Source organism: Pseudomonas sp. TTU2014-080ASC (assembly GCF_001446935.1).
GTDB lineage: Bacteria > Pseudomonadota > Gammaproteobacteria > Pseudomonadales > Pseudomonadaceae > Aquipseudomonas.
The window spans coordinates 366,555-392,981 of the sequence record NZ_LKKK01000001.1; the positions used below are offsets into that span (position 1 = coordinate 366,555).

The window sequence follows — 26,427 nt, forward strand, 5'->3', positions numbered from 1 at the left end:
TGATCACTCATAACGCAGAGCCTCCGCTGGCTGGGTGCGCGCAGCACGCCAGGCCGGATAAAGGGTGGCTAGAAAACTCAGAAGCAACGCAGCACCACATACCATCAGTACGTCCGCCAGCATCAATTGGGAGGGCAAATAGTCGATGAAGTAGACATCTGCATTGAGAAACTGAATACCGAGGACCTTCTCAACCCAGGCGATCACACTGCTGATATTCAGCGCGGCCAATATCCCCAACACCGCACCAATCAAGGTGCCAAATACACCAATCACAGTCCCCTGCACCATAAAGATGGACATGATCTGACCCGGCGTAGCACCCAGCGTTCGCAGAATGGCGATGTCCCCCTTCTTGTCGGTGACCACCATGACCAACGTGGAAATGATGTTGAAAGCCGCCACCGCCACAATAAGCAGCAACAACAGGCCAATCATGGCCTTCTCCATGCGGATAGCCTGATACAGATTGCCGTGTGTGCGGGTCCAGTCCCGGGCGTAATAATCACCATTGCCCAACTGTTCAGACAACGCCCACGCGGTACGCGGAGCTTGGAACAGATCAGCAAACTTCAGGCGGATACCCTGAACCTGATCAGGCTTCCAGCGTTGCAGACGTGCGATGTCCTGCACGTGGGTCAGCGCAAGGTGTCCGTCTACTTCACCAGCCCCGACGTGGAAGATGCCAACCACGGTGAAACGCTTGAGTCGCGGGAACATACCGCCTGGAGTAACCGTCACCTCAGGGGCAACAAAGGTAATCTTGTCCCCTACTGCTACGCCCAACTTAGAAGCAGCCTTGTCGCCCAACACCATGCCGAACTCGCCGGCTTTGAGCGCTTGCAAATTGCCCTGCTGGAAGAAGTCATCAATGATCGACACCTTCGACTCTTCTGCCGGATCAACTGCGTTGATCAGCACCTTCTGGACCTGCCCGTTATTACTGAGCAGACCTTGCATCTGGCTAAACGGCGCGGCCGCTACGACCTGGGAATTCCCCTGCGCACGCTGGGCCAGATCGCGCCAGTCATTGATAGGTGTCGGGCTTTCGATAGTCGCGTGGGGCACCATGCCGAGCACACGGGTGCGCATCTCATGATCGAAGCCATTCATAACCGACAACACAAGAATCATCACCAGCACACCCAGTGCCAGTCCAATCATCGAGGTCAGGGAAATAAAAGAAACAAAATGGCTTCGGCGTTTGGCCCGCGTGTAGCGCGTACCAATAAATACAAATAATGGTCTGAACATATCGGGCTGATTCGCGGGAAAAAGGAACGTCCTTGTGGCAGGGCAGAAAAAGCGGCCGTACACTCTGACCACTACTGTTGCTATGGATTCGCCATGCCGATGCAAGAAGATATTGATCGCCGCGAATACTATCGTATAGACGATACGATAGCACTGGAATTCACCCAGCTTACAGGTCCTGAAGCTGTAGCCAGTGATGAGCTTCACGACAGCTCACCGCTGTTCAACCTGCTCAGCGATCTGCAACTCATGGATATCGAATCCCAACATCTGTTACGCAACATCAGTGAGCGTGACCGCACGCTGGCCAATTACCTCAAGCTCACCAACAAGCGCATTGAATTACTGGGGCAGGCACTCTCCCAAAGTCTCCTTCGCGATATTGGTCCGGCCCGGGAAGTGAGCATTTCCGAAGGCGGCATCAATTTCCTGCACAACACCCCAGTTGAGCAAAACAGTCACCTAGCGCTGAAAATGATCCTTATGCCTCAGGCACTTGGACTGTTATTACGCGCCCGAGTAGTCCACTGCCGCGCCGTAGCCAATGAAAAATTCGAGTTGGGCCTTGAGTTTGAGTCACTCACTGAAGCCCAGCGCCAGACGCTCGCAAGGCATATCCTACAACGTCAGGCACAAAAGCGCCGCGAGGCTCTAAAACAACCCAAGTGAGATCGTCATGAAACAGTTTCTGTTTATGATGCTGCTTCTACCAGGCCTAACGATCGCCGATACCCTGCGCATTCCGATCGGGCAACAAGGCGGGGATCTGCCCCATCTTCCTCAATATGGCGAATCCAGACGCACTGTACTGGAGCGTTTCGGCCTGGCCGATGAAGAACATCCCAGTGTCGGCAACCCACCAATTACGCGCTGGGACTACCGTGAATTCAGCGTCTACTTCGAGCGCGATCATGTCATCAACAGCGTTCGTCATCATTCCAGCACCAGCCAAAACATTAAGGAGCAGCAGTGACAGTTATCTACGGACATCGCGGTGGCAAAGGTGAGGTGCCCGAAAACACACTGGCCAGTTTCCAGCAATGCCTGAGTCACGGCGTACGTCGCTGCGAGCTGGACCTGCATCTGTCCCGCGACGGCGAGCTGATGGTCATTCACGACCCAACCCTAAAGCGTACAACCGGTCGCAGAGGTAAAGTTGTCGAGCACGATGCAGCCGAGCTGGTGACTTATGACGCCCGCAAAGGTGGCCCAGGCGCAGTTGTACCCTGCCCGATCCCCAGACTTGAGGAGCTGTTTCAGAAGTGCGATTTCGAACACTGGCAACTTGAAGTCAAGAGTGCCTCCAAGGTGCGCTCAGCTCGCATGGTGGAACAAATCTCAGCACTGGCCGCCAAGTATCAGCTGACTGACAAAGTCACCGTAACATCCAGCTCCCGTGTAGTCTTGAGCGCACTCAAGGAGCTGGCCCCGCACCTGAAGCGCGGACTGGTAGCCGAATACGCTTGGCTGGATCCGCTGAAAGTCGCCAAAAACTACGATTGCCACCTGCTGGCATTGAACTGGACGCTGTGCACACCGGAGCGCCTGCTCAAGGCACAGAAAAACGGCCTGCATGTATCCGTCTGGACGGTCAACGAACCAGCACTGATGCGCCGCCTGGCTGACTTCGGCGTAGACAGCATCATCACTGACTTCCCCGGTCTGGCCGTGGATACATTAGGCAAAGCGGCCTGTGCTTAAACCGGCCTGATTCGCGCCCACAAAAAACCGGCCATACTGGCCGGTTTTTCTTAGACAGCCTGATCAGAAACTCTCCCGATTAGGCCAACGCCACTCACTGGAGTTCCTGAACGGATCCCCTCCGGCCGGCTCAGGCCGCCGGCCGGAGTCGCTCAAAAAAGACGGTTCAGACCATCAAATGCCGCCACACGATAGGCTTCCGCCATAGTCGGGTAGTTGAACGTGGTGTTGACGAAGTACTTCAGCGTGTTCAGTTCACCCGGCTGATTCATGATTGCCTGGCCAATGTGAACAATCTCGGAAGCCTGATAGCCGAAGCAGTGAACGCCCAGAATTTCCAGGGTTTCACGATGGAACAGGATCTTCAGCATACCCACAGGCTCGCTGGAAATCTGCGCACGGGCCATGCCTTTGAAGAAGGCCTTACCCACTTCGTATGGGATTTTGGCCTGGGTCAGTTCGCGCTCGTTCTTACCCACGGAGCTGATTTCCGGGATGGTGTAGATGCCAGTCGGAACATCATCCACAAAGCGCCAGTTATCCCCTTCGCAGATATTGCCGGAAGCCGAACGACCCTGGTCATAAGCAGCACTGGCCAGACTAGGCCAGCCGATAACGTCACCCGCTGCGTACACATTCGCAACTGAAGTACGGTAGTGCTTGTCGACTTCGATCTGGCCGCGGCTGTTGGCTTTGATTCCGATGTTTTCCAAGCCCAGTTGGTCGGTGTTGCCAGTGCGACCGTTACACCACAGCAGCGCATCCGCCTTGATCTTCTTGCCGGATTTAAGGTGCAAGATCACGCCGTTTTCCAAGCCTTCGATGCGCTCGTACTCTTCGTTGTGGCGAACCAGTACGTTGTTGTTGCGCAGGTGATAGCTCAGGGCGTCGGAAATTTCATCATCAAGGAAGCTCAGCAGCTGATCACGGTTGTCGATCAGGTCAACCAATACCCCAAGACCACTGAAGATCGAGGCATATTCGGAACCGATCACACCAGCTCCGTAAATGATCAGACGACGCGGGGTGTGGCTCAACGTCAGAATAGTGTCGCTGTCATAGACACGCGGATGGCTGAAATCAACGTCAGCCGGACGATACGGACGGGAGCCGGTTGCTACGATGATCTGCTTGGCCACCAGCTTCTCGACGGCACCATTCGGGCAAACTACCTCGATAGTGTTTTCATCTGCAAAGCTGCCGGTGCCGAAGAACACGTCAATACGGTTACGTGCGTAGTAGCCAGTGCGCGAAGTCACCTGCTTGGCAATCACACGCTCAGCACTTTTCAGCACATCGGGGAACGAGAACCAGCGCGGCTCGCCGATCTGGCGAAACATCGGGTTGGTATTGAACTGCATAATCTGGCGCACGGAATGACGCAGCGCCTTTGACGGGATTGTCCCCAGATGGGTGCAATTACCCCCAACTTCACGACGGTTATCCACTACAGCAACCTTGCGCCCGGCCTTGGATGCGTTCATTGCTGCACCCTCACCCGCAGGGCCGGAACCCAGCACCACTACGTCGTAGTTATAAACCGCCATGATTTCTCCTCAGATCGTACCGGAGCCACTCTGTTTACTCCGGCGACACCACCCAGCTATCTGCGGATGGTTTAATTAATACAAATACAGCCTTGAGCCTAGCGGGCCGACAAGACAACTAAGACTTGGTCGCGTCATACGCCAAGGCATCCGCATCGTTTTGCGGATTGTTATTGATCTCTTCACACTTCTCGCGGTTGCCGCCGCAAATGGAGCATTCTTTTTCAATACCCAAGTTAGCGATACCGCCACATGAGCCTGCAATTGGCTTACGCCCCATCATCACCCCAATGGCCATCATGCCGACAACCAGCAGCATGACCACAAACACCATGACAACAATCATTGCTTATCTCCTTCAGCAAACAACCGCTCGAATGCACTGCTGCCCTCTGTGACGAACCCGCTGTCAGAGCGGGTCACGAAAAACGCCGCCACATCATGTAGCTCAGCAAAAGCCATGCCGCGCTCAGTACCCAATACCATTAGCAGAGTAGACAAGCCATCTGCACGTAATGTCGAAGGGTCAATCACCGTCACGGCCGCAAGCTTGTGAGTAATTGGCGCACCGGTTATCGGGTCAAGCGTATGCGAATAGCGCTTGCCGTTTTCCTCAAAGTAATTGCGATAGTCACCGGAAGTGGACACTCCGTAACCATCCAGTTCAATTATACGTTGCGCTACACGCTGGTCTGTCTGTGGCGCCTCTAGCGCGATACGCCACGGATTGCCGTCAGGCTTTTTGCCGATAGCCTTGAGCTCACCCGTGACCTCAACCAGAGTGCTGTTAATACCTAACTCAGCAAGTCGCTGAATGATCAGGTCAACCGTGTATCCGGCAGCAATGCTGTTGAAATCCACCTGAACATCATTGTCTTTACAGAGTTCATCCCCCTGACGACGCAGGTGTTGCATGCCGGTTAAAGCCTTGGCAGCTGTCAATGCTTCTGAATCAGGGACTTTTTCAGCACGGGCTTTGGGACCAAAGCCCCAGAGGTTCAGCAAAGGTTCAAGCGTCAGATCAAATGCACCATCACTGAGCGCATTCAACTCCCGACCTGTATCGATAAGTTTAAACACCGGTGCAGGCATCGCCTGGCAAGAACCTGCCGGGGCATCGTTAAACTGTTCGATTATCGAATCAGGACGGTAAGTGGACATCTGCTTATCCACTTCAGCCAATATCGCCTGGGTTTCCGCCTTGAGCTGCTCAAGGCTAGGAGAATCACTGCTACGAACATATTTGATGGTGTAGGTGCTACCCATGGTCGGGCCGGAAAACTCTTCTACACGATCAGAAAAGCCGCAACCCGTTAAGGCTGCCAGCAAGCTGGCAACAATAACGGGTCGAAGGTACACAAAATTCATGCTTAGCCGCCGAAGTCATCGAGCAGGATATTCTCCTCCTCTACTCCCAAATCGACCAGCATCTTGATCACCGATGCGTTCATCATGGGTGGGCCGCACATGTAGAACTCACAGTCCTCTGGAGCAGGATGATCCTTGAGGTAGTTCTCGTACAGCACGTTATGGATGAAGCCGGTGTAACCCGTCCAATTGTCTTCTGGCAGAGGATCGGACAAAGCCAGATGCCACTGGAAGTTCGGGTTCTCAGCCTGCAGCTTGTCAAACTCCTCAGTATAGAAGGCTTCACGCAGAGAGCGGGCACCATACCAGAAGGTGATCTTGCGCTTGGACTTGAGGCGTTTGAGCTGGTCAAAGATGTGCGAGCGCATTGGCGCCATCCCGGCACCACCACCGATAAAGACCATCTCAGCATCGGTATCTTTGGCGAAGAACTCACCGAAAGGTCCGTACACAGTGATCTTATCGCCCGGCTTGAGGCTGAACACATAGGAAGACATCTTGCCTGGCGGCAGATCGTCCTTACCAGGAGGCGGCGAGGCGATACGGATATTGAACTTAACAATCCCCTCTTCTTCCGGGTAGTTAGCCATCGAGTAAGCGCGAATGACGGTTTCCTCAACCTTGGACACGTATTTCCACTGGTTGAACCTGTCCCAGTCACCGCGATACTCCTCCTGAATATCGAAGTCCTTATAGTGAACTTCGTGCGGTGGACACTCCAATTGCACATAACCACCGGCACGGAAATCGACATTCTCGCCTTCGGGCAACTTCAGCGTCAGCTCCTTGATGAACGTAGCGACGTTCGGGTTGGACTCGACGGTGCATTCCCACTTCTTGACTCCGAAGACCTCCTCCGGGACTTCGATCTTCATGTCCTGCTTAACCGGAGTCTGGCAAGACAGGCGCCAGCCCGCACGGGCCTCACGCTTGGTGAAGTGCGATTCTTCGGTGGACAGCATCTCACCACCACCGCTTTCCACAATGCACTTGCACTGAGCGCAGGTACCACCACCACCACAGGCAGAGGACAGGAAGATGTTATGGTTGGCCAGCGTCTGCAGCAGCTTGCCGCCAGCCGGTACAACGATGGTTTTTTCGCCGTTGATCTCGATGCTTACGTCACCGCTGGAAACCAGCTTGGCGCGGGCAGCGAGAATCAGCACCACCAACGCCAAAACAATGGCGGTGAACATGCCGATGGCGAGAAAGATTTCGTAATTCATCTGTTCATCCTTTCCTTACAGCTGCACGCCGGAGAAGGACATGAAGCCCAACGACATCAGACCGATGGTGATGAAGGTGATGCCCAGCCCCTGCAAGCCAGCCGGTACATCGCTGTACTTGAGCTTCTCGCGGATACCCGCCAGCGCGGCTATCGCCAGCGCCCAAGACAGACCAGAGCCAAATCCATAAACGGTACTTTCGGCCAGGTTGTAGTCGCGCTCTACCATGAACAGGGTGCCACCCATGATGGCGCAGTTCACGGTGATCAGCGGCAAGAACACGCCTAAGGCGTTGTAGAGCGCCGGTACGTATTTATCCAGCAGCATCTCGAGGATCTGTACGATAGCCGCGATCACGCCAATGTAGCTGAGCAGGCCAAGGAAGCTTAGATCGACCTCAGGCAGACCAGCCCACGCCAGCGCACCATCCTTCAGCAGATAGGTATAAATCAGGTTGTTCGCCGGCACGGTGATGACCTGCACCACAATCACCGCGATGCCCAGACCAATTGCAGTCTCGACCTTCTTGGAGATAGCGATGAAAGTACACATGCCTAGGAAGAAAGCCAGCGCCATGTTCTCGACGAACACAGCCTTGGCCAGCAGGCTGAGATAATGCTCCATTAGTAGGCCTCCTTGCTGGATACCTGAGGTGCCATCTTGTAGGCATTCGCCTCTACCTGATCCTTCTTCCAGCTACGGATAGCCCAGATGAAAAGACCGATAAGGAAGAACGCGGAAGGCGGCAGCAACAGCATGCCGTTGGGCTGATACCAACCACCATCGTTGACCACCGAAAAGACCTCGTAGCCCATCAGTTTGCCGGCACCGAACAGCTCACGGATGACACCCAGCGCAATTAGCATGGCGCTATAGCCCAGACCGTTACCGATGCCGTCAAAGAACGACAACATGGGCGGATTTTGCATGGCGAAAGCTTCGGCACGCCCCATCACGATGCAGTTGGTGATAATCAGACCAACGAACACCGAAAGCTGCTTGGACAAACTGAAGGCATAGGCCTTGAGGACCTGATCGACCACGATTACCAGCGAGGCGATGATCACCATCTGCACGATCATGCGGATCGAACCCGGGATCTGGCTGCGGATCATCGAGATGAACAGGTTGGAGAAGCCAGTCACCAGCGTCAGCGCGGCGGACATCACCAGCGCGGTCTGCAAGTTCGAGGTCACTGCCAGCGCCGAGCAGATTCCGAGGATCTGCAGACCAATAGGGTTGTTGTTGAAGATCGGATTAAGCAGGACTTCTTTAATAGTCGGCTGCGACATGATCAGGCCTCCCCTGCACGCAGGTTAGCGATAAACGGGCCGAAGCCGTTCTGGCCGAGCCAGAACTTCAGCAGCTTGTCCACACCGACGCTGGTCAGGGTGGCGCCGGCCAGGCCGTCGACTTGGTGAGTAGCTTGCGGGCTCTGCGGATCGACACCGCCCTTGACGATCTGTACGGCGAGTTTGCCGTTTTCATCGAAAAGGGTCTTGCCAGGCCATTGGCCTTTCCATTTCGGATTGTCCACCTCGCCACCGAGACCAGGAGTCTCGCTATGCTGGTAGAAGCCCATGCCCACAACAGTGTTCAAGTCACCTTTCAGGGCGATAAAACCGTGCAGGGTCGACCACAGGCCATAACCACGCACCGGAAGGATCAGGGTGTCCATTTCGCCGTTCTTTTCCACCAAGTAAACAGTGGTGTAACGCTCCTGGCGCTTGATCCCGGCTATATCTTCGCTGCCCTTAAGAACCTCGGAGGTTTTCGGATCCTTGGCGGCCTTGAGCGGGTCGAAGGTAATCGGATCAAACGCATCAGAGAACTTACCGCTCTCCAGGTCCACCAGCTTGGCGGTAATGGTGCTGTCGAACACTTCCTTGACCTTGGCACCGGACATGCCAGCCTCTCCCAAGCCAGCAATGGCAAGGATACTGCGCTGCTTGTCCAACAGGCGGTTTTCAACCTGGGTCGGCTTCAGTGCCACGGCAGCGCCGGCGACGAACACCGAGCACACCAAGCACACCAGTACTGCCACCGTCAGCGTGCGGATGGTGGATTCTTTTTGACTAGACATTGCGTGCCAGCCTCCGCTTGATATTGGCTTGAACGACAAAGTGGTCGATCAGCGGTGCAAACAGGTTGGCGAACAGGATCGCCAGCATCATGCCCTCAGGGAAAGCCGGGTTGACCACACGGATCAGCACAACCATCACACCGATCAGGGCACCGAAGATCCACTTGCCGGTATTGGTCATGGACGCCGAAACGGGATCGGTTGCCATGAAGAACATACCGAACGCAAAACCCCCCATCACGACGTGCCAGTACCACGGCACGGCGAACAGCGGATTGCTGTCCGATCCGATTGAGTTGAACAACATGCTGGTAGCAATCGTGCCCAGCATGACGCCTGCCACAATGCGCCACGAAGCAATCTTGCTCAGCAGCAACACCAAACCACCGATCATGATGGCCAGCGTGCTGGTTTCCCCCAGCGAACCTTGAATCGTACCAATAAAGGCATCCATCCAAGTAACACCGTGATTGATGACGTTATCAATACCGCCAGACGCAGCCAGGCTCAGGGATGTTGCACCAGCAAAGCCATCCACAGTGGTCCACACCAGATCGCCGGACATTTGCGCCGGGTAGGCGAAGAACAGAAATGCACGGCCAGCAAGTGCCGGGTTGAGGAAGTTCTTGCCGGTACCACCGAATACTTCCTTACCGATCACCACACCAAAGCTGATCCCCAATGCAACCTGCCACAGTGGGATGCTCGGCGGCAGAATCAGGGCAAACAGCACGGAGGTGACGAAGAAGCCTTCGTTAACTTCATGTTTGCGGATCGAAGCAAAGAGCACTTCCCAGAAGCCGCCGACGATGAAGGTCACCGCGTAGACAGGCAGGAAGTAAGCAGCACCCTGGATGAAGTTGTCCCACAGGCTGTTCGGATCGAAGCCAGCCAGCGAGCCGATCAAAGCAAAGCGCCAGCCATCTTGGCTTGCCAGCAGCTCGGGGCTCTGGGCAAAGATCAGGTTGGCTTGGTAGCCCGCGTTCCACATACCAAAGAACATGGCCGGAAAGGTGCACAGCCACACGGTGATCATCATGCGTTTGAGGTCGATGCCATCACGCACGTGAGCGGTAGTCTTGGTCACACTGCCTGGACGGTAGAAGAAGGTGTCAAATGCCTCATATAAGGCATACCACTTTTCGTACTTACCGCCCTTTTCGAAGTTGTGCTCGATCTTATCGAGAAATGCACGAATGCCCACGGATTAACCCTCCTTCTCGATGCGGGTGAGGTTGTCCCGCAGGATCGGGCCATATTCATACTTGCCAGCACAGACATAGGTGCACAGCGCCAGATCTTCTTCGTCGAGTTCCAAACAGCCGAGTTTCTGGGCCATTTCGGTATCACCAACGATCAGATAACGCAGCAGTTGAGTTGGGAGGATATCCAGCGGCATCACTGCCTCATAGTTACCTACCGGAACCATGGCACGTGGGCTGCCATTTGTGCTTGTGGAGAAGGCAAATTTCTTGGCGGCCATAAGCTTGGAAATAAAGATATTCATTACCGAATGCTTGTTCACGCCGGCGCGCATGTAATGCAGGAGTTCGCGCTCATTACCTTCAGCCAGACAGGAAACCTGGAGGTGATAACGCCCCAGGAAGTCGCACGCACCGCGGGCAGTACGGCCACCCAAAACAGAGCCGGACACTACACGGTTGTTACCGCTATTCAACTCACCCGCGGTCAGCTCAGAGAGATTGGCCCCCAAACGGGTACGTAACAGACGCGGTTGATTGACAACCGGCCCGGCCAGAGACACCACGCGCTCTGTCCAAAGCTGGCCTGTAGTGAACAATTTGCCGACCGCAATCACATCCTGATAGTTGATAGTCCATACGCTCTTGTGCACATGTACCGGGTCAAGGAAATGAATATGCGTACCAGCTAGCCCCGCTGGGTGCGGACCAGCGAATGCTTCGGTGTGCACATTAGCTACCTGCTCGCCCGGCAATTGCTTGCCATCCGCTTTACACAGGAAGACTTTGGCCAGATTGGTCAAAACCTTCAGGCCGTTCTCAAAGTCTGCTGCGTATTCAGCAATGATCACAGTCGGATCGGCTGCCAGAGGGTGCGTATCGATTGCAGTGACAAAAATCGATGCTGGCACAGCATCTATAGCTGGCACCTTGCTGAACGGACGCGTGCGCAGCGCAGTCCACAGGCCTGACTGCTGCAGCAATTCACGAACTTTTTCATCACCGGCAGTGCTCAGTTTGTCTGCACTGAGATGAGCAAATGTAATGGCCTCATCGCCGTCAACATCGATTACGACCGATTGCAGTACACGCTTTTCACCACGGTGAATGGCACTGACAACCCCCGCTGCCGGGGCGGTGTAATGGATGCCCTGGGACTTTTTGTCCGAAAACAATACTTGTCCAAGTTTGACGCGATCACCGACCTGAACGTCCATGGTCGGTTTCATGCCGTGATAGTCGAAGCCTATGACGGCGACGCTACGCACAGGCTTACCAGCCTCAATACGCTGCACCGGCTCGCCGGTTATGGGCAAATCAAGCCCATGTTTGATTTTGATCATAGGTTTGCCTAACCACTGATTTATTAAGCCTTTTAGGTTACCGATCGCACCTGCTGAAATTTAAAAGTGCGACACAGCGTTTGAATCCATCAAACACTGCACTTAAATGTCGGTCGCGGGAAAATCTGGCCAATTATAGAGGCCAGAACCAAAGACTGGCCACACAAGACCTTGTTTTTCTTGACCGTTGGCTTTGCACGTAAACCTACGCCACATGCGTAAAACGGCCTTACACACACCTTTTGTAAAACAAAAAAGCAACCACTGCTGTGCAAAATTCAAAACATCACAAACAAAAAACGGGAGCCGAAGCTCCCGTTTTTTGTTACTTAGCGATTAGCGTGGGAAAGCTGGCGGATTTACACCGGCCATATCTTCCATCACACGAATCACCTGACAGCTGTAACCGAACTCATTGTCGTACCACACGTACAGCACAACACGGTTGTCATTGCAGATAGTGGCTTCTGCGTCGACTACACCTGCGTGGCGCGAGCCAACGAAGTCAGTCGAAACAACTTCCTGCGACTGTACGAAGTCGATCTGCTTCTGCAGCTCGGAGTGCATGGCCATCTGGCGCAAGTACTCGTTGATCTCTTCGCGGGTGGTGGCCTTCTCAAGATTCAGGTTGAGGATAGCCATAGAAACGTTCGGCGTCGGAACACGGATCGCGTTACCGGTCAGTTTGCCTTTCAACACCGGCAGAGCCTTGGCCGCAGCAGTGGCCGCGCCAGTCTCAGTGATAACCATGTTCAGCGCAGCACTACGACCGCGACGGCTTCCTTTATGGAAGTTGTCGATCAGGTTCTGGTCGTTAGTGTAGGAGTGAACGGTTTCAACGTGACCGTTGACGATGCCGTACTGATCATTAACAGCCTTCAGCACCGGCACAATGGCGTTGGTGGTGCAGGAAGCAGCGGAAATGATCTTGTCGTCAGCACTGATTTCGCTGTGGTTGATGCCGTGAACGATGTTCTTCAGCGCGCCTTTGCCAGGTGCAGTCAGAATCACGCGATCAACGCCCGGGCACTTCAGGTGCTGACCCAGGCCTTCTGCATCACGCCATTTACCAGTGTTATCCACCAGCAGCGCGTTCTTGATGCCGTACTGGGTGTAGTCAACCGAGGACGGATCGTTGGAGTAGATCACCTGAATCAGGTTGCCGTTGGCAGTGATGGTGTTGTTGGCTTCATCAATGGTGATGGTGCCATTGAACTTGCCATGCACTGAGTCGCGGCGCAGCAGGCTGGCACGCTTGATCAGGTCGTTCTCTGCACCTTTACGTACAACGATGGCACGAAGACGCAGGCCGTCACCGCCGCCAGTTTTCTCGATCAGGATGCGCGCCAACAGGCGACCGATACGGCCAAAACCGTACAGCACAACATCAGTGCCTTCGCGGGCATCACCGTTCTGCTTGCCTGCAACGTCAGCCAGTTCGTCCTTGACAAACTGTTCAATGCTGCGGCCATTGCCTTCGGTTTTGAACTTACCGACCATCTTGCCCAGATCAACCGAAGCCGAACCCAGCTTCAGTTCGCTCATGGTTTTGAGCACCGGGAAGGTATCGTGAACCGACAGTTCGCTTTCATCGCTCAGGCGATGACGTGCGAAACGGTGGGCTTTAAGAATGTCGATAACCGAACGGTTGATCAGACCACGGCCGTAGATCGAGGTGACCACGTTATTGTTACGGTAGAGCTGGCCAATCATCGGAATCATCGCTTCTGCGAGAGCTTCACGATCAATCCACTCACCGAGACACTGGTCGGGCTTCTGAGTCACGGGCAGTACCTTCCACTTTGTAGGGGCTGAAAAAAAGGGGCTACATTATGACGATGCCGGCGTTCGGGAGCAATCCACGACTGTCTTGACTGACACCACTGCCAATCGCCCGCTACAATCCCCCGCTTCGTACCACCAACGTGAGCCACCTGTGTCCGTACTGCGCCTTCCGTCCCTACCGGCCAGCGCCGGGAAACAACATTGGGGCAACTTGCCCGGAGCTGCACTGAGTCTGGCGATTGCCGAAGCTGCCAGCAGCGCCAAACGTTTCACTTTATTACTGACGCCTGACAGCCAAAGTGCCGAGCGGCTTGAGCAGGAGCTACGTTTTTTTGCGCCTGAGTTGCCGATTCTGCATTTTCCTGACTGGGAAACCCTGCCGTACGACCTGTTCTCTCCGCATCAGGACATCATTTCCCAGCGGGTTTCGACTCTCTACCGCTTGCCGGAACTGAAACATGGCATTTTGGTTGTGCCGATCACTACGGCACTACATCGCCTAGCTCCCAAGCGCTTTCTGCTGGGTAGCAGCTTGGTGATGGAGGTCGGCCAGCAGGTCGATGTGGAGCAACTGCGCGGCAACCTTGAGGCGGCAGGCTATCGCTGCGTTGACACGGTGTACGAACATGGCGAATTTGCAGTTCGCGGAGCCCTGATTGATATCTACCCGATGGGCAGCAGCGAGCCTTACCGCATCGACTTGTTTGACGATGAAGTGGAGACACTGCGCACCTTCGACCCGGAAACTCAGCGCTCCGTAGATAAGGTCGAATCCATCAAACTACTGCCTGCCCGCGAGTTCCCGCTGGAGAAAAAGGCTGTTACTGACTTCCGTGGCCGCTTCCGCGAGCGTTTCGACGTAGATTTCCGCCGCTGCCCGATCTATCAGGATCTCAGCACCGGCATTACACCAGCCGGTATCGAGTATTACCTGCCACTGTTCTTTGAAGAAACAGCCACCCTCTTCGATTACCTGCCAACTGACACACAGGTGTTCTCACTTCCGGGAATCGAAAAAGCCTCCGAGCAGTTCTGGACCGATGCACGCAGCCGCTACGAAGACCGCAGAGTCGACCCCGAGCGCCCTCTGCTGCCTCCAGCCGATATTTTCCTACCCGTAGAAGATTGCTTTGCCCGCCTAAAAAGCTGGCCCCGCGTAGTCATCAGTCAGGACGACATAGAAGAAGGTGTCGGTAACAGCTGCTTCAACGCGCGCCATTTACCAGACCTGGCAATTCAGGCCAAAGCCGGTGAGCCACTGGCTGCGCTGCGCCGCTTTATTGAGGAATACACCGGTCGCGTACTGTTCTGCGCCGAGTCCGCAGGTCGCCGCGAAGTGCTGCTTGAGCTGTTGGCCCGACTGAAACTCAAGCCGAAAGAGTTTGAGAACTGGCAGGCTTTTACTACCGGCAAGGATCGTCTGGGCATCTGCATTGCACCGCTGGACGAAGGTCTGCTGTTGGATGATCTGGCCCTGGTAGCCGAAAGCCCGCTATTCGGCCAACGCGTCATGCAGCGTCGGCGTCGGGAGAAAACCCGCGATGGCGGCGACAACGTCATCAAAAACCTAACCGAGCTGCGCGAAGGCGCGCCGGTGGTGCATATCGACCACGGCGTGGGCCGTTACCTCGGCTTAGTCACCATGGAGTTCGACGGCCAGGCCGCCGAGTTCCTCGCCCTGCAATACGCCGACGAAGCCAAACTCTATGTACCGGTCGCCAGCCTCCATCTGATCGCCCGCTACACAGGCAGCGACGACGCTCTGGCACCATTGCATAAACTGGGTTCTGAAACCTGGCAAAAAGCCAAGCGCAAAGCAGCAGAACAGGTGCGTGACGTAGCTGCCGAATTGCTCGACATCTACGCACGCCGCGCCGCCCGTGAAGGATATGCCTTCGCAGACCCGAAAGTTGACTACGCCACGTTCAGTGCCGGCTTCCCGTTCGAAGAAACACCCGACCAGCAAGCCGCCATTGATGCTGTGCGTGAAGACATGCTGGCAGCCAAACCGATGGATCGCCTGGTCTGCGGCGATGTGGGGTTTGGTAAGACCGAAGTAGCCATGCGCGCAGCCTTTATTGCCGTACATAGCGGCAGACAGGTCGCCGTTCTGGTGCCCACCACCCTGCTCGCCCAGCAGCACTACAACAGCTTCCGTGACCGTTTCGCCGACTGGCCGGTAAAAGTGGAAGTGATGAGCCGCTTCAAGAGCGCCAAAGAAGTCAGTGACGCCATGCAGCAACTGGCCGAAGGCAAGGTGGATATCGTTATCGGCACCCACAAACTGCTGCAGGATGACGTCAAGTTCAGCAATCTGGGGCTGGTGATCATCGACGAAGAACACCGTTTTGGGGTGCGCCAGAAGGAACAGCTCAAAGCGCTGCGCAGCGAGGTGGACATTCTCACCCTCACCGCTACACCAATTCCGCGCACCCTGAATATGGCTGTGGCCGGCATGCGCGATCTGTCGATTATCGCCACGCCGCCCGCCCGTCGCCTGTCTGTGCGCACCTTTGTGATGGAAGAACACAACAACGTCATTAAGGAAGCGTTGCTGCGTGAACTGCTACGTGGTGGCCAGGTGTATTACCTGCACAACGATGTAAAAACCATCGAAAAATGTGCCGCAGACCTGGCTGAATTGGTCCCGGAAGCTCGTATTGGCATCGGTCACGGGCAGATGCGCGAGCGCGAGCTGGAACAGGTGATGGGCGATTTCTACCACAAGCGCTTCAACGTGCTGGTGGCCTCAACCATTATCGAAACCGGCATCGACGTCCCGAGCGCCAACACCATCATCATTGAGCGCGCCGACAAGTTCGGCTTGGCGCAACTGCACCAACTGCGTGGCCGCGTCGGCCGCAGCCACCACCAAGCGTACTGCTACCTACTGACTCCAGCGCGCAAGGCGATGACCGACGACGCGCAAAAGCGTCTGGAAGCCATTTCCGGCGCGCAAGACCTTGGCGCTGGCTTTACCCTAGCCACCCACGACTTGGAAATCCGTGGTGCTGGCGAACTGCTTGGCGATGGCCAGAGCGGGCAGATCCAGGCGGTCGGCTTCACCCTGTATATGGAAATGCTCGAACGGGCAGTCAAATCCATCCGCAAGGGTGAACAGCCAAATCTGGAACAACCACTGGGCGGCGGCCCGGAAATAAACCTGCGCGTACCGGCGCTGATCCCCGAGGATTATCTGCCGGATGTGCATGCGCGCCTAATTCTGTACAAACGCATCGCCAACGCCAGCGATGAGGAAGGCCTGAAAGAGCTGCAAGTGGAGATGATCGACCGCTTCGGCCTGCTGCCGGATGCGACCAAGAACCTGATCCGCCTGACGCTGCTGAAACTGCAGGCAGAAAAGCTTGGCATCACCAAAGTCGATGCAGGTCCGCAAGGCGGACGGGTAGAGTTTGCGACGGACACCTGCGTCGACCCTCTGACCCTGATCAAGCTGATTCAGAGCGCACCAAACCGCTACAAATTCGAAGGTGCAACTCTCTTCAAATTCCAGGTGCCGATGGAGCGCGCCGAAGAGCGTTTCAATACAATTGAGGCCTTGTTTGAACGCCTCACCCCGTCAACCTAAGGATTGCTTCATGCGTGCATTACGTTCACTGGCTTTGCTCGTACTTACCCTATTCGGCGGGCTCAACGCCCCTGCTGCACTGGCAGATAGCTTGTTCTTGGTCGAAACCATCGTTTTTCGCCAGTCTGAGCAGGTCATCCCAAGCACTCAACAGCCCAAGGATGACTGGAGCGAAAATGCCCGCGTCTTAGACAGTAGTATCAGTCGCGTTTCCACACTGAACGATGAGGCCAGCAAACTGACACCTGAGAACGGCTATCAGATTCTGCTACACAAAGCCTGGCAGCAAAGCATCAGCAGTGATGACAGCAGCGTTGCCATCAGTGAGGGGCAAGGCCAGTTCGGGCACTTTCCGGTACAAGGCACCATTACCCTGCGCGAAAAACGACCGGTGGAGCTGGATGCCGACATTTGGGTCAATCGCTTCGACAACCATGGTTCAATTTCCCAGAGCGAGCGACTCAAGCGCACCTCGCGCCTGAGCGTGGGAGAATTAACCTATCTGGACGGTGGCAGCATCGGCATGCTGATCCGTATACGGGCCTTGTGAATCCCGGCAACTAAAAAGGGCCGCATTAGCGGCCCTTTTTAGTTCAGTTGCAATCACATCAAACTCAAGTGGTCTGCAGAAATTCCACAACCTGCTCAGCAGCAAACGGCCAGTTGAGCTCCGCGCCGGTGTCCAATCGACGCAATACCGGTATGCGCAAGCCATAAGCCTCGACCCATTGTTCTTGTTCGGCAATATCGATTAACTCGACCAGCAGGCCACGCTCAGCAAACGGCATGAGCACCGCCTCAGCCACTTCGCAAAGGTGGCAACCAAGGGTTCCGAACAGTTGGCACTCGGGAAACATCAGCAGGCATCCAGGTAACGAAAGGCGCAGTAGTCTATCACTGCGCCTGACTTAGAGACCTAGATCAGCTTGCTGAGTCCTTCAAGCAAGCTCTGATTGAGTTGGCCGGCCTTGTCCAATGCCGCCGGGCTGAAGCGGTCATCCAGCGAGAAACCACCGTTAAGCAGTGCCAGCAGGTTTTCCGGAGCCGCCTCTTTATCCGAGACCTGTTCAGCGCTTTTCAGCGCATCCAACAATGCCTGGGCGTAGTCGGCCAGCCAACCGTTAACAGCACTACTGGCCTGGCCATTGCCTTCCTGAGCGACTGCACTGTAAGCGTCGGTTGCCTGGCGAATGCTAGTCTGGGTCAGTCGTAGGCTCATGGACGCGAGTTGTTCGCCATCCATTTTTAAGTTCATGGCCTTATCGAAGGCCCCGGACAGATCGCCGGCGTAAAACTTGTCAGACAGCTCCTGTACCTGACTAAAGAGTTTTTCCAGCGCGGCCACTTCTTCATCGTCAAGCTCGCCATCCACCTGAACCTGCCAGGCGCCGATCTGGATGCTGCCTGACTGGCTGCTGGCAACTGCCACACTGCTGGAGCCGTTGCTACTAAATGCTGCTGCGCTCTGCGACCAATTGGCCGAGGCTTGTGCCACAGAGATACGCAGACGATCACCATCACGAGTGGTGATCGCCATATCAAAGGTCTCAGCCTGAGCGGTAAAGCGCTCACTGTAGGCTGCTGCGCTCAGATTCGCGGTACTACCAGACAAAGGCTTGATCTGCTTGGACAGCTCGCCGAGACCATCCTGAATCTTCTGATAGGTTGAGTCGATATCCTCAGCCACCTTGCCCTGCAGTGCGCCCATTCCATCGAGAATCTTGCGGGCGTCAGCAAAGCCCTTCTCAATCCCGGCCCGGGCCTGATCGAGTAAACCTTGTAACTGCGCGGTATCCGCCCCTGCAGCTTTTTCAGCCTGCAGGCGCTGCCCAACGAATCCCAGCACTCGTTCCGCCACTTTATCCGGCGAATAATCACTGGCCTTAGTCGTTAATGCGCCCGGCTCAAGTCCTAACCGCTCGCCCAAACGGTTAGCCAGCGTCGACTGACCATCAACGCCGTTGCGGCTGATAGGTTGCGGATTGAACGCCGGAAGGCGGGAAGCTGCGGAGGCAAAGCTAGCCAAGGGATTCATGACAGTGCACCTGAAACGGGTATTCAGCTCTATAGCGGCAGCCCCGGACTATTCTTTAGGCATACGTCTTAATAACCGGACTAATGGCGTAACGTTGAGCAGCGCATACGATCTGACGAATGACATTGGGCACATTTTGTGAGGCCGTCCCATACTCAAAAGCCACACTTAAGTGCTAGTTAATTTGTGAACATTTGTCCCTGATCAAAGTCGAATGGATCACACCCTACACGGAAGAGGAAGAAACAATGCCCCGTAAGTCCGCTTCAACTGCCAATGCCGCGCAAGACAAACTGCTCGAACAATTCCAGTCTTTGGTTTCTGATACCGAAAAACTACTTCAGGAATCCGCCGACTTGGCTGGCGATCAGGCAGAGAGCCTGCGCGAACAACTCCGAAACAGCCTAAGTAAGGCCCGGGACGCACTGAAGGGCACCGAAGAATCCCTTAAAGAACGTGGCAAAGCTGCAATTGATGCCACAGAAGGCTACGTGCAGAGCAATCCCTGGCAGACCATTGGTTTCGCAGCTGCGATCGGTGTGCTGATCGGCCTGCTCATCGGCCGTCGTTAAGGGAAACTCATGGACGCAACAACGCCCACCACTGAAAGTACGCGCAGCAACTCCCCCCGCCGATTTGCCAGCGCTCTGTTGGGACTGTTGCAAGGCCATGTCGCCCTGTTTGTCGAAGAGTTAAAAGAGCAGCAAAGCAATACGCTCACCCTGCTGATAGTCACCGGCCTGGGGCTTCTGTTTGCTTTGCTGCTTATCTTCGGCCTTTCGGCAGCCTTGCTGATCGCTTTTTGGGACGACCACCGCTTGTTGGTCATCTGCCTACTGTGCGCCTTTTATGCGCTGGGGCTGCTGACCTGCGTGGGTGTCCTGATCAGCCGCTTACGTAATGCCCCGACACCTTTCAGTGCGAGTCTCGAAGAATTGGCCCGCGACCGGGAGCAATTACTGCCATGAACCTTCCTGAAGTACCCGCCAAAGCCTCACGCCGTGAACTGCGAAAATCGGTACTACGCATGCAACTCGAACTGCATCGTCAGGAAATGCGCCATGAGGCTCTGGTGATGCTGGAGCCGCTGCGCAAAGTCCAGGGGCTGCGCAGTTCCATTGGCAGCACGTTAAAAGCCGGCCCCGCTCCGTTGTGGCTAACCGGCGGTGCACTATTGTTCACAGCCCTGGGGCGCAAGCGCCGTGGGTGGCGGCAAGTACTACGTCTGGCGCTGATTGCGCTGCCCCTTTTGCGTCGCAAAGTTAAAAGCTGATTTCCCTGATAATTGACGGGTTTAATACGCCGGGATCTTGCATCCTCCCGCCATAAAACCGAAGCTAGCGGGCATTGGCCTGTTATGGCGAGGATCAGCTTTGGATTGGCACTCACTGCTTAACCGTGAACGACTCGGCAAACCTACCCATAGTGCAGCCGAACTTGGACGTACCCCTTTTCACAAAGACCACGACCGCATCATCTTCTCCGGCGCATTCCGCCGTCTGGGCCGCAAAACTCAGGTCCATCCTGTCTCCAGCAACGACCACATTCACACCCGCCTGACCCACTCTCTGGAAGTCGGCTGTGTGGGACGCTCGTTAGGTATGCGCGTTGGCGAGATGATCCGTGACACATTGCCTGAATGGTGTGCGCCCAGTGATTTGGGCGTAGTCGTGCAGTCTGCCTGTTTGGCCCACGACATCGGCAATCCGCCCTTCGGCCACTCAGGTGAAGATGCCATCCGCCACTGGTTCCATCAGGCTGCCCAGCGCGGCTGGCTGGACAGTATGAGCGACAGCGAGCGCAATGATTTTCTCAACTTCGAAGGCAATGCCCAGGGTTTTCGCGTGCTAACCCAGCTGGAGTATCACCAGTTTGATGGCGGCACACGGCTGACCTACGCAACCTTGGGCAGCTACCTGAAATACCCTTGGACAGCCCGACACGCAGAAGCCCTAGGCTATAAGAAGCACAAGTTTGGCTGTTACCAGAATGAACTGCCTGTCTTGAGCCAGATCGCCCACAAGCTGGGCTTACCGCAACTGGAAGATGAACGCTGGGCACGCCACCCACTGGTGTACCTGATGGAAGCAGCGGACGACATCTGCTACGGCCTAATCGACCTGGAGGACGGCCTGGAAATGGAGCTACTCGAATACAGTGAAGTAGAAGCTCTGCTCCTCGGTCTGGTCGGTGAAGACTTACCGGAAACCTACCGCCAGCTGGGTCCTAGCGATTCCAGACGGCGGAAACTGGCGATTTTACGTGGCAAAGCCATCGAGCACCTGACCAATGCCGCCGCCCAGGCTTTTGTCGAGCAGCAAGATGCGCTGCTGGCGGGTAATCTCAGCGGTGACCTGGTGGAGCACATGCACGGCACCGCCAAACACTGCGTACAAAGTGCAAAAGACATGGCCCGCCAGAAAATCTTCCAAGATAAGCGTAAAACCCTGCATGAAATCGGGGCTTACACCACGCTTGAGATTCTCCTCAACGCATTTTGCGGTGCAGCCCTTGAGCAACACGGAGGACGTAGCCCTTCGTTTAAGAACCGGCGAATCCTTGATCTTTTAGGCAACAACGCCCCCGATCCTAATAGCTCCCTTTACCACGCCTTTTTGCGCATGATCGACTTCATCGCCGGGATGACGGACAGCTACGCTACTGAAATGGCCCGCGAAATGACGGGGCGCTCCAGTCCGGTTTAAACCATGCGCACATCTCTCAGAGAAATATTCAGCTGGCATGCCGGCCCTCCCGCGTGGGGGGCTGCGCTGGTGGCTGGGCTGGGCTGCGGATTGCCCTTACTGCTGGGGCTGTTCAGCGCTCATCCCGGCTTTCTCTGGGCGTCGGTTGGTGCCTTTCAAGCAGCCCAAGCCAATCCTATGCATCGCCTGGGCATGTTGCGCATGCTGATGCTGTGCATGCTTGGGGCACTGAGTGCCGGACTGGGGTTTTGGGTTGCCGACCAACATGTCTACAGTCTGTTTGTGTTTGCCGCATACGGTTTCCTACTGGCATGGCTGCAGCGTTTTGGCAGTGAGGCCGGAAAATTAGGCGTGGGCTTGGCTATCTGCTTGTGCCTCGGCCAGGCCCAACAAAGCCTGGGCGCGATGAACAGCCCGTATGCTGCCGCGATGTTGTTTATCCTCGGCGGACTGTGGGTCATGCTGCTGGCGTTTTTCCTGCGCGGCTTTCATGGCCTACGCATGTGGCCGCATATACCGCGCTTGCGCAGCTTGTTTAAAGTACTGCGCCAACATGCCAAACGCATGCCGCAGCATAAATGGCGTCTGCATGCACTGGGCTGTACCCTGGCCTTTGCTCTGTCGGGCTTGGTAGTCAATCTGGCCAATCTGCATCGTGGCTACTGGCTCACTATTACCGTCCTCTCGACCCTGCAACTGGAGTTCAAAGGCAGCCTGGTCAGGGCCGTTCAATCCACACTGGCCGGCCTTAGCGCAGCCGGCCTGCTGATTCTGCTGGGCCACAGCCTACAGAACCCGGTCATGATGATCAGTTTGGTATTGCCTCTAATCGTTCTCAGCCGGGCACTGCAAGCCAACCATTACGGCCTGTTCGTGGCACAAACCACCATTTGCTTCGTGCTGCTGGCAGAAAGCCTGTCCCATGACTGGCATCTACCAGCCATCCGACTGTTCAACAGCCTGCTGGGTGTGGCGATTGGTCTGACAGTGGCGCTGTTCATTTATGGGCTGGCACGCAGGATAGAGCAGCGCCAGCCACCGATGCCTGCCCCTCAAAACGAACAGTAAGCAGCCCCCCCGCACACTTTTCCAATGGGGCGCAACGCGCGGGCAGCAAACTGTCCAGCTTTCACTATGCTTTCGACAGAGCATTAAGTACTAAGGTGTCGAATGCATACCCTTCCGGAGTCTGACAAGCGCAGGTTTGCCCTGCACATTCACATAAGCCTGCTATTCAGCCTGTTGCTGCTGGGGTCAGGCATCATCTTGGGTATTTTCAATTATCAGCAGACCAGCAAGATCATCCTCGACAGCAGCAGTCAGCTGTTCGGGCAAATGCGCAATAGCGTCGAAGCCGACCTGAAAGGCACCTACCAGCCGATCCGTTCCATGCTCAACTTGCTCGCGCGCAATGAACAACTCAGCGGACGCGACCGTCACGCCCGTATGGTGATGCTGCCGATCTTCACCCAAGCTCTGATTGATAATCCTCGGCTCACGTCGATCTACGTGGGCTACCCCAATGGCAGCTTCTACATGGTGCGTGCCCTACGCAACCAGACGACCCGGGAGCTGTTCTATGCCCCGCCCGAAGCAGCGTACCAAGTCTGGAGTATCGACCGGATCAGTGAACGCCGTGCGGACTCGGAATTTCTTTACATCGATGCGCAACTTAACATCATCAGCCGCCGCCAGAACCTGCGCGAGCCCTACGACCCACGCAGTCGCCCGTGGTATAGCAACGCCTTGCAAAGGCCTGGCCATTACACCACCGAGCCTTACAGTTTCTTCTCTACCAAAGAGATCGGCACAACCCTGGCCTTGGCCAGTGATGATAAAGGGGTAGTGGTCGCCGCCGACCTGACTCTGGCCGACCTTTCCGCCACCCTGGCCGCACACACACTGACACCCTCCTCCGAGCTGGTCCTGTACAGCCCAGACGGACGGGTTGTGGCCTACCCTGATGCTGGCAAGCTGATCAAACCCGGTAACGATCAGCAGCGCACACATATCGCAGAACTGAGTCCGGTGCTGGACACCTTTTTAACGCTCGATGTGGATGACGGCAGCCCGCTGAACCATGTCGTGATAAATCATGAACGCTGGCAAGTGTCCTACTCAAAGTTCAGCGAGGGCGGTCCCAACGGTTTACGCCTGCTCATTCTTGCCCCTGAAAAAGAGCTGCTGAGCGATGCCTACCGAATCCGCTGGCAGGCCGCCGCCATCAGCCTGACCATTTTGTTGTTGTGCATACCTCTGGCCTGGCTGCTCTCCCATATCCTGGCCAAATCCCTGCGGGTTCTGGTCGGAGAAGCTGAGGCGATAAGGCGCTTCGACTTCAGTTACCCCGCCAGCGGGCGCAGCCTGGTTAAAGAAGTCGACCAACTCGCGGTGTCGATGAAGCGCATGAAGGAGACCTTGTCGAGCTTCCTTGATATCACTGCCAGCCTATCCGCCGAAACGCGCTTTGATTCGCTGCTCAAGCGAGTGCTGCGGGAAACCGTTGAGCTCAGCGAGGCCCATGCTGGCTTGCTCTACCTGCTGAACGGCCACGACCTGGAACCCATCGGACTGTTTATTGATGGTCAGCAGCAAGACCTGAGTGAACACAACCTTAGTCACATCGACCTCGCCGCAGATGACACACCTAATGTGTTCAAACACGTTGCGTCAGGCGGTACCAGCATCAGCGAGTCGCTGGGGGAGACAGCCTCGGATACCTTTCACGGCATCTTGCAGGCGCTATCTTGCGAGCAAGCCCACTTGGTCTGCACCGGCTTGCATAATCGCCAGGGGCAAACACTTGGCGTGCTGTTACTACTGAACCGAAACGAAGGACAAGACGACAATCTAGCCATGCTGCGGCCGGAGCGGATTGCATTTGTCGAAGCGGTCTCTGGAGTTGCTGCGCTCTGCATCGAAAGTCAGCGTCTACTGGAGCAGCAAAAAAACCTGCTGGATGCCTTTATCCAACTGCTGGCAGGTGCCATCGATGCCAAAAGCCCCTACACCGGCGGGCATTGCCAGCGGGTTCCAGAAATCACCCTGATGCTGGCCAAAGCTGCAGCCGAGAGCGAAGAAGCGCCGTTCCGAGATTACCAACCCACAGACGAAGACTGGGAAGCCCTGCACATCGCCGCTTGGCTACACGACTGCGGCAAAATCACTACGCCCGAATACGTGGTGGATAAAGCCACCAAACTGGAAACCCTCTACGACCGTCTGCATGAAGTGCGCATGCGATTTGAGGTTATCAAACGCGACGCCTGGATCAGCTACTGGCAAGCAGTGGCTAACGGTGGCAACACAGAAGAACTGGCCCAAATCAGAGACAACCTGCTACATACACTCGACGATGAATTCGCATTTGTCGCCCAGTGCAACCTCGGCAGTGAAGCCATGGACGAAAGCGCTCTGCAGCGGCTCCACGAGATTGGACAAAGGACCTGGAGCCGTACCCTCAGTGATCGCATAGGCTTGTCCTGGGAAGAAAACCAGCGCCAGTCACGTACCACCGAACCTGCTCTCCCGGTCGCCGAATACTTGCTGAGTGACAAGCCGGAACATCTGTTTGAACGCCCGCCGAATGAAAAAATCGCACAGAACAATCCGTGGAATTTCAAAATGCAGGAGCCTCCGTACAAGTACAACCGCGGTGAGCTGTATAACCTTGGCATACGGCGCGGCACCCTGACCGACGAAGAACGCTACATCATCAACGGTCATATGCTCCAGACCATCCGCATGCTGACCCTTCTGCCGTTCCCGCCGCACCTTCGTAGCGTGGCCGATCTTGCCGGGGCTCATCACGAAAAAATGGACGGCACGGGCTATCCCAAGCGATTGAAACGCGAAGACATGTCGCTGCCAGCCAGAATGATGGCAATTGCCGATATATTCGAGGCGCTAACTGCGGTGGACCGCCCCTACAAGAAAGGGAAACGCCTGTCTGAGTCGCTCAACATCATGGCGGGCATGTGCACAAACGGCCATATCGATGCCGAACTGTTTGGGCTCTTCATCCGGAAACAGATCTACCTGCACTACGCCAAACGCTTTATGCAAGACAATCAGATTGATCAGATCGACGAACAGGCAATATTGGCCAGAGCTGGCCTGAAATGAGAGCAGATTGGGCTCAGCCTAAACAACTCGGGGCCCGAAATCGGGCCCCGATGAATCAGACTCAAGCCTTGTTGACTGGAGTCTCTGGGTACCACACGTCCAGTAGCGGGCTAACAGTCAGCTCAGTCAGCTCAGAACGGGCTTTCAGCCAGCTCTCAACGGCTGCACGCTGTTCTTCGTTGACCGAACCACGCTTGGCCAGGCAAACCAGACCAAAATCGTCACCGCCAACATAGGCCAGACCATTTGCTTCCATCGCCTCGCTCAGGAACGCATCCAGAAATGCATCAATGGCCTCTTCGCTCAAGTCTTCCTTGAAGTTCAGATTCAGCTCAAAGCCCAGCTCCTGGAATTCATCCACACAGAGTTTTTTGCGCAGACGGCGGGAACGGTTAGTAGCCATGGAACAATCCTCACAAGTAATAACGGCCCGCACTCTAACAGGTTCGCCAGCAAAGTGCCTC

Annotated in this window: 25 protein-coding genes; 11 read left to right on the forward strand and 14 right to left on the reverse strand. The window is 55.5% G+C overall.

Annotated features, from left to right (window positions below; translation table 11 throughout):
- Nucleotides 1-3 precede the first annotated feature (3 nt).
- On the reverse strand, nt 4-1,254 hold the full coding sequence (locus tag AO726_RS01695; protein ID WP_058066312.1) for a lipoprotein-releasing ABC transporter permease subunit: 1,251 nt from the start codon (nt 1,252-1,254) through the stop codon (nt 4-6).
- Nucleotides 1,255-1,347: 93 nt separating this feature from the next.
- On the opposite strand from AO726_RS01695, the gene AO726_RS01700 reads away from it, so the two are divergent.
- The 3 genes from AO726_RS01700 to AO726_RS01710 are packed head-to-tail and all read left to right on the forward strand — an operon-like array spanning nt 1,348 to nt 2,955.
- On the forward strand, nt 1,348-1,923 hold the full coding sequence (locus AO726_RS01700) for a PilZ domain-containing protein (RefSeq protein WP_058066313.1): 576 nt from the start codon (nt 1,348-1,350) through the stop codon (nt 1,921-1,923).
- A 7-nt stretch (nt 1,924-1,930) separates the two neighbouring features.
- A complete protein-coding gene (locus tag AO726_RS01705; RefSeq protein WP_058066314.1) occupies nt 1,931-2,227 on the forward strand; it encodes a hypothetical protein in 297 nt (98 codons plus the stop codon).
- Nucleotides 2,224-2,955 carry a glycerophosphodiester phosphodiesterase gene (locus tag AO726_RS01710; protein WP_058066315.1) on the forward strand — a complete coding sequence of 244 codons (732 nt, stop codon included), beginning with the start codon at nt 2,224-2,226 and terminating at the stop codon, nt 2,953-2,955. The genes AO726_RS01705 and AO726_RS01710 overlap by 4 nt, the downstream gene beginning before the upstream one ends.
- A gap of 152 nt (nt 2,956-3,107) precedes the next feature.
- On the opposite strand, the gene sthA is transcribed toward AO726_RS01710, so the two are convergent.
- The 10 genes from sthA to AO726_RS01760 all read right to left on the reverse strand — a co-directional run bounded on the left by sthA (nt 3,108) and on the right by AO726_RS01760 (nt 13,509).
- A complete protein-coding gene (gene sthA / locus AO726_RS01715; RefSeq protein WP_058066316.1) occupies nt 3,108-4,502 on the reverse strand; it encodes a Si-specific NAD(P)(+) transhydrogenase in 1,395 nt (464 codons plus the stop codon).
- Nucleotides 4,503-4,620: 118 nt separating this feature from the next.
- Entirely contained in the window at nt 4,621-4,848 is a 228-nt protein-coding gene (gene nqrM, locus AO726_RS01720) for a (Na+)-NQR maturation NqrM (RefSeq protein ID WP_058066317.1), read from the reverse strand.
- On the reverse strand, nt 4,845-5,870 hold the full coding sequence (locus AO726_RS01725) for an FAD:protein FMN transferase (protein WP_241492037.1): 1,026 nt from the start codon (nt 5,868-5,870) through the stop codon (nt 4,845-4,847). Before AO726_RS01725 ends, nqrM begins: the two co-directional genes overlap by 4 nt.
- Nucleotides 5,871-5,872: 2 nt before the next feature.
- Nucleotides 5,873-7,096 (reverse strand): NADH:ubiquinone reductase (Na(+)-transporting) subunit F, encoded by a 1,224-nt coding sequence (nqrF, locus tag AO726_RS01730; protein WP_058066318.1) that lies wholly within the window; start codon nt 7,094-7,096, stop codon nt 5,873-5,875.
- A 15-nt stretch (nt 7,097-7,111) separates the two neighbouring features.
- Nucleotides 7,112-7,720 (reverse strand): NADH:ubiquinone reductase (Na(+)-transporting) subunit E, encoded by a 609-nt coding sequence (nqrE, locus tag AO726_RS01735; RefSeq protein ID WP_013714786.1) that lies wholly within the window; start codon nt 7,718-7,720, stop codon nt 7,112-7,114.
- Entirely contained in the window at nt 7,720-8,394 is a 675-nt protein-coding gene (locus AO726_RS01740) for an NADH:ubiquinone reductase (Na(+)-transporting) subunit D (protein ID WP_177330536.1), read from the reverse strand. Before AO726_RS01740 ends, nqrE begins: the two co-directional genes overlap by 1 nt.
- Entirely contained in the window at nt 8,391-9,179 is a 789-nt protein-coding gene (locus AO726_RS01745; RefSeq protein WP_058066320.1) for a Na(+)-translocating NADH-quinone reductase subunit C, read from the reverse strand. The genes AO726_RS01740 and AO726_RS01745 overlap by 4 nt, the downstream gene beginning before the upstream one ends.
- Nucleotides 9,172-10,383, reverse strand: coding sequence for an NADH:ubiquinone reductase (Na(+)-transporting) subunit B (locus tag AO726_RS01750; protein WP_058066321.1), 1,212 nt, complete (start codon nt 10,381-10,383; stop codon nt 9,172-9,174). Before AO726_RS01750 ends, AO726_RS01745 begins: the two co-directional genes overlap by 8 nt.
- Nucleotides 10,384-10,386: 3 nt before the next feature.
- On the reverse strand, nt 10,387-11,724 hold the full coding sequence (locus tag AO726_RS01755) for a Na(+)-translocating NADH-quinone reductase subunit A (protein ID WP_058066322.1): 1,338 nt from the start codon (nt 11,722-11,724) through the stop codon (nt 10,387-10,389).
- A gap of 336 nt (nt 11,725-12,060) precedes the next feature.
- Nucleotides 12,061-13,509, reverse strand: a complete 1,449-nt coding sequence (locus AO726_RS01760; RefSeq protein WP_058066323.1) for a glyceraldehyde-3-phosphate dehydrogenase — start codon at nt 13,507-13,509, stop codon at nt 12,061-12,063.
- A 151-nt stretch (nt 13,510-13,660) separates the two neighbouring features.
- Here AO726_RS01760 and mfd point away from each other — a divergent pair, with 151 nt between their 5' ends.
- Nucleotides 13,661-17,098, forward strand: coding sequence for a transcription-repair coupling factor (gene mfd, locus AO726_RS01765; RefSeq protein ID WP_058066324.1), 3,438 nt, complete (start codon nt 13,661-13,663; stop codon nt 17,096-17,098).
- 10 nt (nt 17,099-17,108) lie between these two features.
- The gene (locus tag AO726_RS01770; RefSeq protein ID WP_058066325.1) at nt 17,109-17,648 is read left to right on the forward strand and encodes a CsiV family protein; all 540 of its coding nucleotides are present in this window, start codon (nt 17,109-17,111) and stop codon (nt 17,646-17,648) included.
- Nucleotides 17,649-17,712: 64 nt separating this feature from the next.
- On the opposite strand, the gene AO726_RS01775 is transcribed toward AO726_RS01770, so the two are convergent.
- Both AO726_RS01775 and AO726_RS01780 read right to left on the reverse strand, forming a co-directional pair.
- Nucleotides 17,713-17,955 (reverse strand): glutaredoxin family protein, encoded by a 243-nt coding sequence (locus tag AO726_RS01775; RefSeq protein ID WP_058066326.1) that lies wholly within the window; start codon nt 17,953-17,955, stop codon nt 17,713-17,715.
- Nucleotides 17,956-18,014: 59 nt separating this feature from the next.
- Nucleotides 18,015-19,133, reverse strand: a complete 1,119-nt coding sequence (locus AO726_RS01780) for a DUF5610 domain-containing protein (protein WP_058066327.1) — start codon at nt 19,131-19,133, stop codon at nt 18,015-18,017.
- A 248-nt stretch (nt 19,134-19,381) separates the two neighbouring features.
- Here AO726_RS01780 and AO726_RS01785 point away from each other — a divergent pair, with 248 nt between their 5' ends.
- From AO726_RS01785 to AO726_RS01810, 6 genes are all read left to right on the forward strand, one after another.
- On the forward strand, nt 19,382-19,705 hold the full coding sequence (locus AO726_RS01785) for a DUF883 family protein (RefSeq protein WP_058066328.1): 324 nt from the start codon (nt 19,382-19,384) through the stop codon (nt 19,703-19,705).
- A gap of 9 nt (nt 19,706-19,714) precedes the next feature.
- A complete protein-coding gene (locus AO726_RS01790; protein ID WP_058066329.1) occupies nt 19,715-20,101 on the forward strand; it encodes a phage holin family protein in 387 nt (128 codons plus the stop codon).
- Nucleotides 20,098-20,406: a hypothetical protein gene (locus AO726_RS01795; RefSeq protein ID WP_058066330.1), complete on the forward strand. Its 309-nt coding sequence runs from the start codon at nt 20,098-20,100 to the stop codon at nt 20,404-20,406. The genes AO726_RS01790 and AO726_RS01795 overlap by 4 nt, the downstream gene beginning before the upstream one ends.
- Nucleotides 20,407-20,506: 100 nt before the next feature.
- Nucleotides 20,507-21,838 carry a deoxyguanosinetriphosphate triphosphohydrolase gene (locus AO726_RS01800; RefSeq protein WP_058066331.1) on the forward strand — a complete coding sequence of 444 codons (1,332 nt, stop codon included), beginning with the start codon at nt 20,507-20,509 and terminating at the stop codon, nt 21,836-21,838.
- 3 nt (nt 21,839-21,841) lie between these two features.
- Nucleotides 21,842-22,906 carry an FUSC family protein gene (locus AO726_RS01805; protein ID WP_058066332.1) on the forward strand — a complete coding sequence of 355 codons (1,065 nt, stop codon included), beginning with the start codon at nt 21,842-21,844 and terminating at the stop codon, nt 22,904-22,906.
- A gap of 102 nt (nt 22,907-23,008) precedes the next feature.
- Nucleotides 23,009-25,963: an HD domain-containing phosphohydrolase gene (locus AO726_RS01810; protein WP_058066333.1), complete on the forward strand. Its 2,955-nt coding sequence runs from the start codon at nt 23,009-23,011 to the stop codon at nt 25,961-25,963.
- A 61-nt stretch (nt 25,964-26,024) separates the two neighbouring features.
- On the opposite strand, the gene AO726_RS01815 is transcribed toward AO726_RS01810, so the two are convergent.
- On the reverse strand, nt 26,025-26,366 hold the full coding sequence (locus AO726_RS01815) for a YggL family protein (RefSeq protein ID WP_058066334.1): 342 nt from the start codon (nt 26,364-26,366) through the stop codon (nt 26,025-26,027).
- Between the last annotated feature and the right edge of the window lie 61 nt (nt 26,367-26,427).

Excerpts from the sequence above, each read along its gene's own strand:
- AO726_RS01780 (WP_058066327.1), bottom strand. The coding sequence starts at position 19,133 with ATGAATCCCTTGGCTAGCTTTGCCTCCGCAGCTTCCCGCCTTCCGGCG.
- AO726_RS01725 (WP_241492037.1), bottom strand. The coding sequence starts at position 5,870 with ATGAATTTTGTGTACCTTCGACCCGTTATTGTTGCCAGCTTGCTGGCA.
- AO726_RS01755 (WP_058066322.1), bottom strand. The coding sequence starts at position 11,724 with ATGATCAAAATCAAACATGGGCTTGATTTGCCCATAACCGGCGAGCCG.
- AO726_RS01695 (WP_058066312.1), bottom strand. The coding sequence starts at position 1,254 with ATGTTCAGACCATTATTTGTATTTATTGGTACGCGCTACACGCGGGCC.
- AO726_RS01815 (WP_058066334.1), bottom strand. The coding sequence starts at position 26,366 with ATGGCTACTAACCGTTCCCGCCGTCTGCGCAAAAAACTCTGTGTGGAT.
- AO726_RS01790 (WP_058066329.1), top strand. The coding sequence starts at position 19,715 with ATGGACGCAACAACGCCCACCACTGAAAGTACGCGCAGCAACTCCCCC.
- nqrM (WP_058066317.1), bottom strand. The coding sequence starts at position 4,848 with ATGATTGTTGTCATGGTGTTTGTGGTCATGCTGCTGGTTGTCGGCATG.
- sthA (WP_058066316.1), bottom strand. The coding sequence starts at position 4,502 with ATGGCGGTTTATAACTACGACGTAGTGGTGCTGGGTTCCGGCCCTGCG.
- nqrF (WP_058066318.1), bottom strand. The coding sequence starts at position 7,096 with ATGAATTACGAAATCTTTCTCGCCATCGGCATGTTCACCGCCATTGTT.
- AO726_RS01795 (WP_058066330.1), top strand. The coding sequence starts at position 20,098 with ATGAACCTTCCTGAAGTACCCGCCAAAGCCTCACGCCGTGAACTGCGA.
- AO726_RS01705 (WP_058066314.1), top strand. The coding sequence starts at position 1,931 with ATGAAACAGTTTCTGTTTATGATGCTGCTTCTACCAGGCCTAACGATC.
- AO726_RS01700 (WP_058066313.1), top strand. The coding sequence starts at position 1,348 with ATGCCGATGCAAGAAGATATTGATCGCCGCGAATACTATCGTATAGAC.
- AO726_RS01805 (WP_058066332.1), top strand. The coding sequence starts at position 21,842 with ATGCGCACATCTCTCAGAGAAATATTCAGCTGGCATGCCGGCCCTCCC.
- nqrE (WP_013714786.1), bottom strand. The coding sequence starts at position 7,720 with ATGGAGCATTATCTCAGCCTGCTGGCCAAGGCTGTGTTCGTCGAGAAC.
- AO726_RS01775 (WP_058066326.1), bottom strand. The coding sequence starts at position 17,955 with ATGTTTCCCGAGTGCCAACTGTTCGGAACCCTTGGTTGCCACCTTTGC.
- AO726_RS01785 (WP_058066328.1), top strand. The coding sequence starts at position 19,382 with ATGCCCCGTAAGTCCGCTTCAACTGCCAATGCCGCGCAAGACAAACTG.
- AO726_RS01745 (WP_058066320.1), bottom strand. The coding sequence starts at position 9,179 with ATGTCTAGTCAAAAAGAATCCACCATCCGCACGCTGACGGTGGCAGTA.
- AO726_RS01810 (WP_058066333.1), top strand. The coding sequence starts at position 23,009 with ATGCATACCCTTCCGGAGTCTGACAAGCGCAGGTTTGCCCTGCACATT.
- AO726_RS01770 (WP_058066325.1), top strand. The coding sequence starts at position 17,109 with ATGCGTGCATTACGTTCACTGGCTTTGCTCGTACTTACCCTATTCGGC.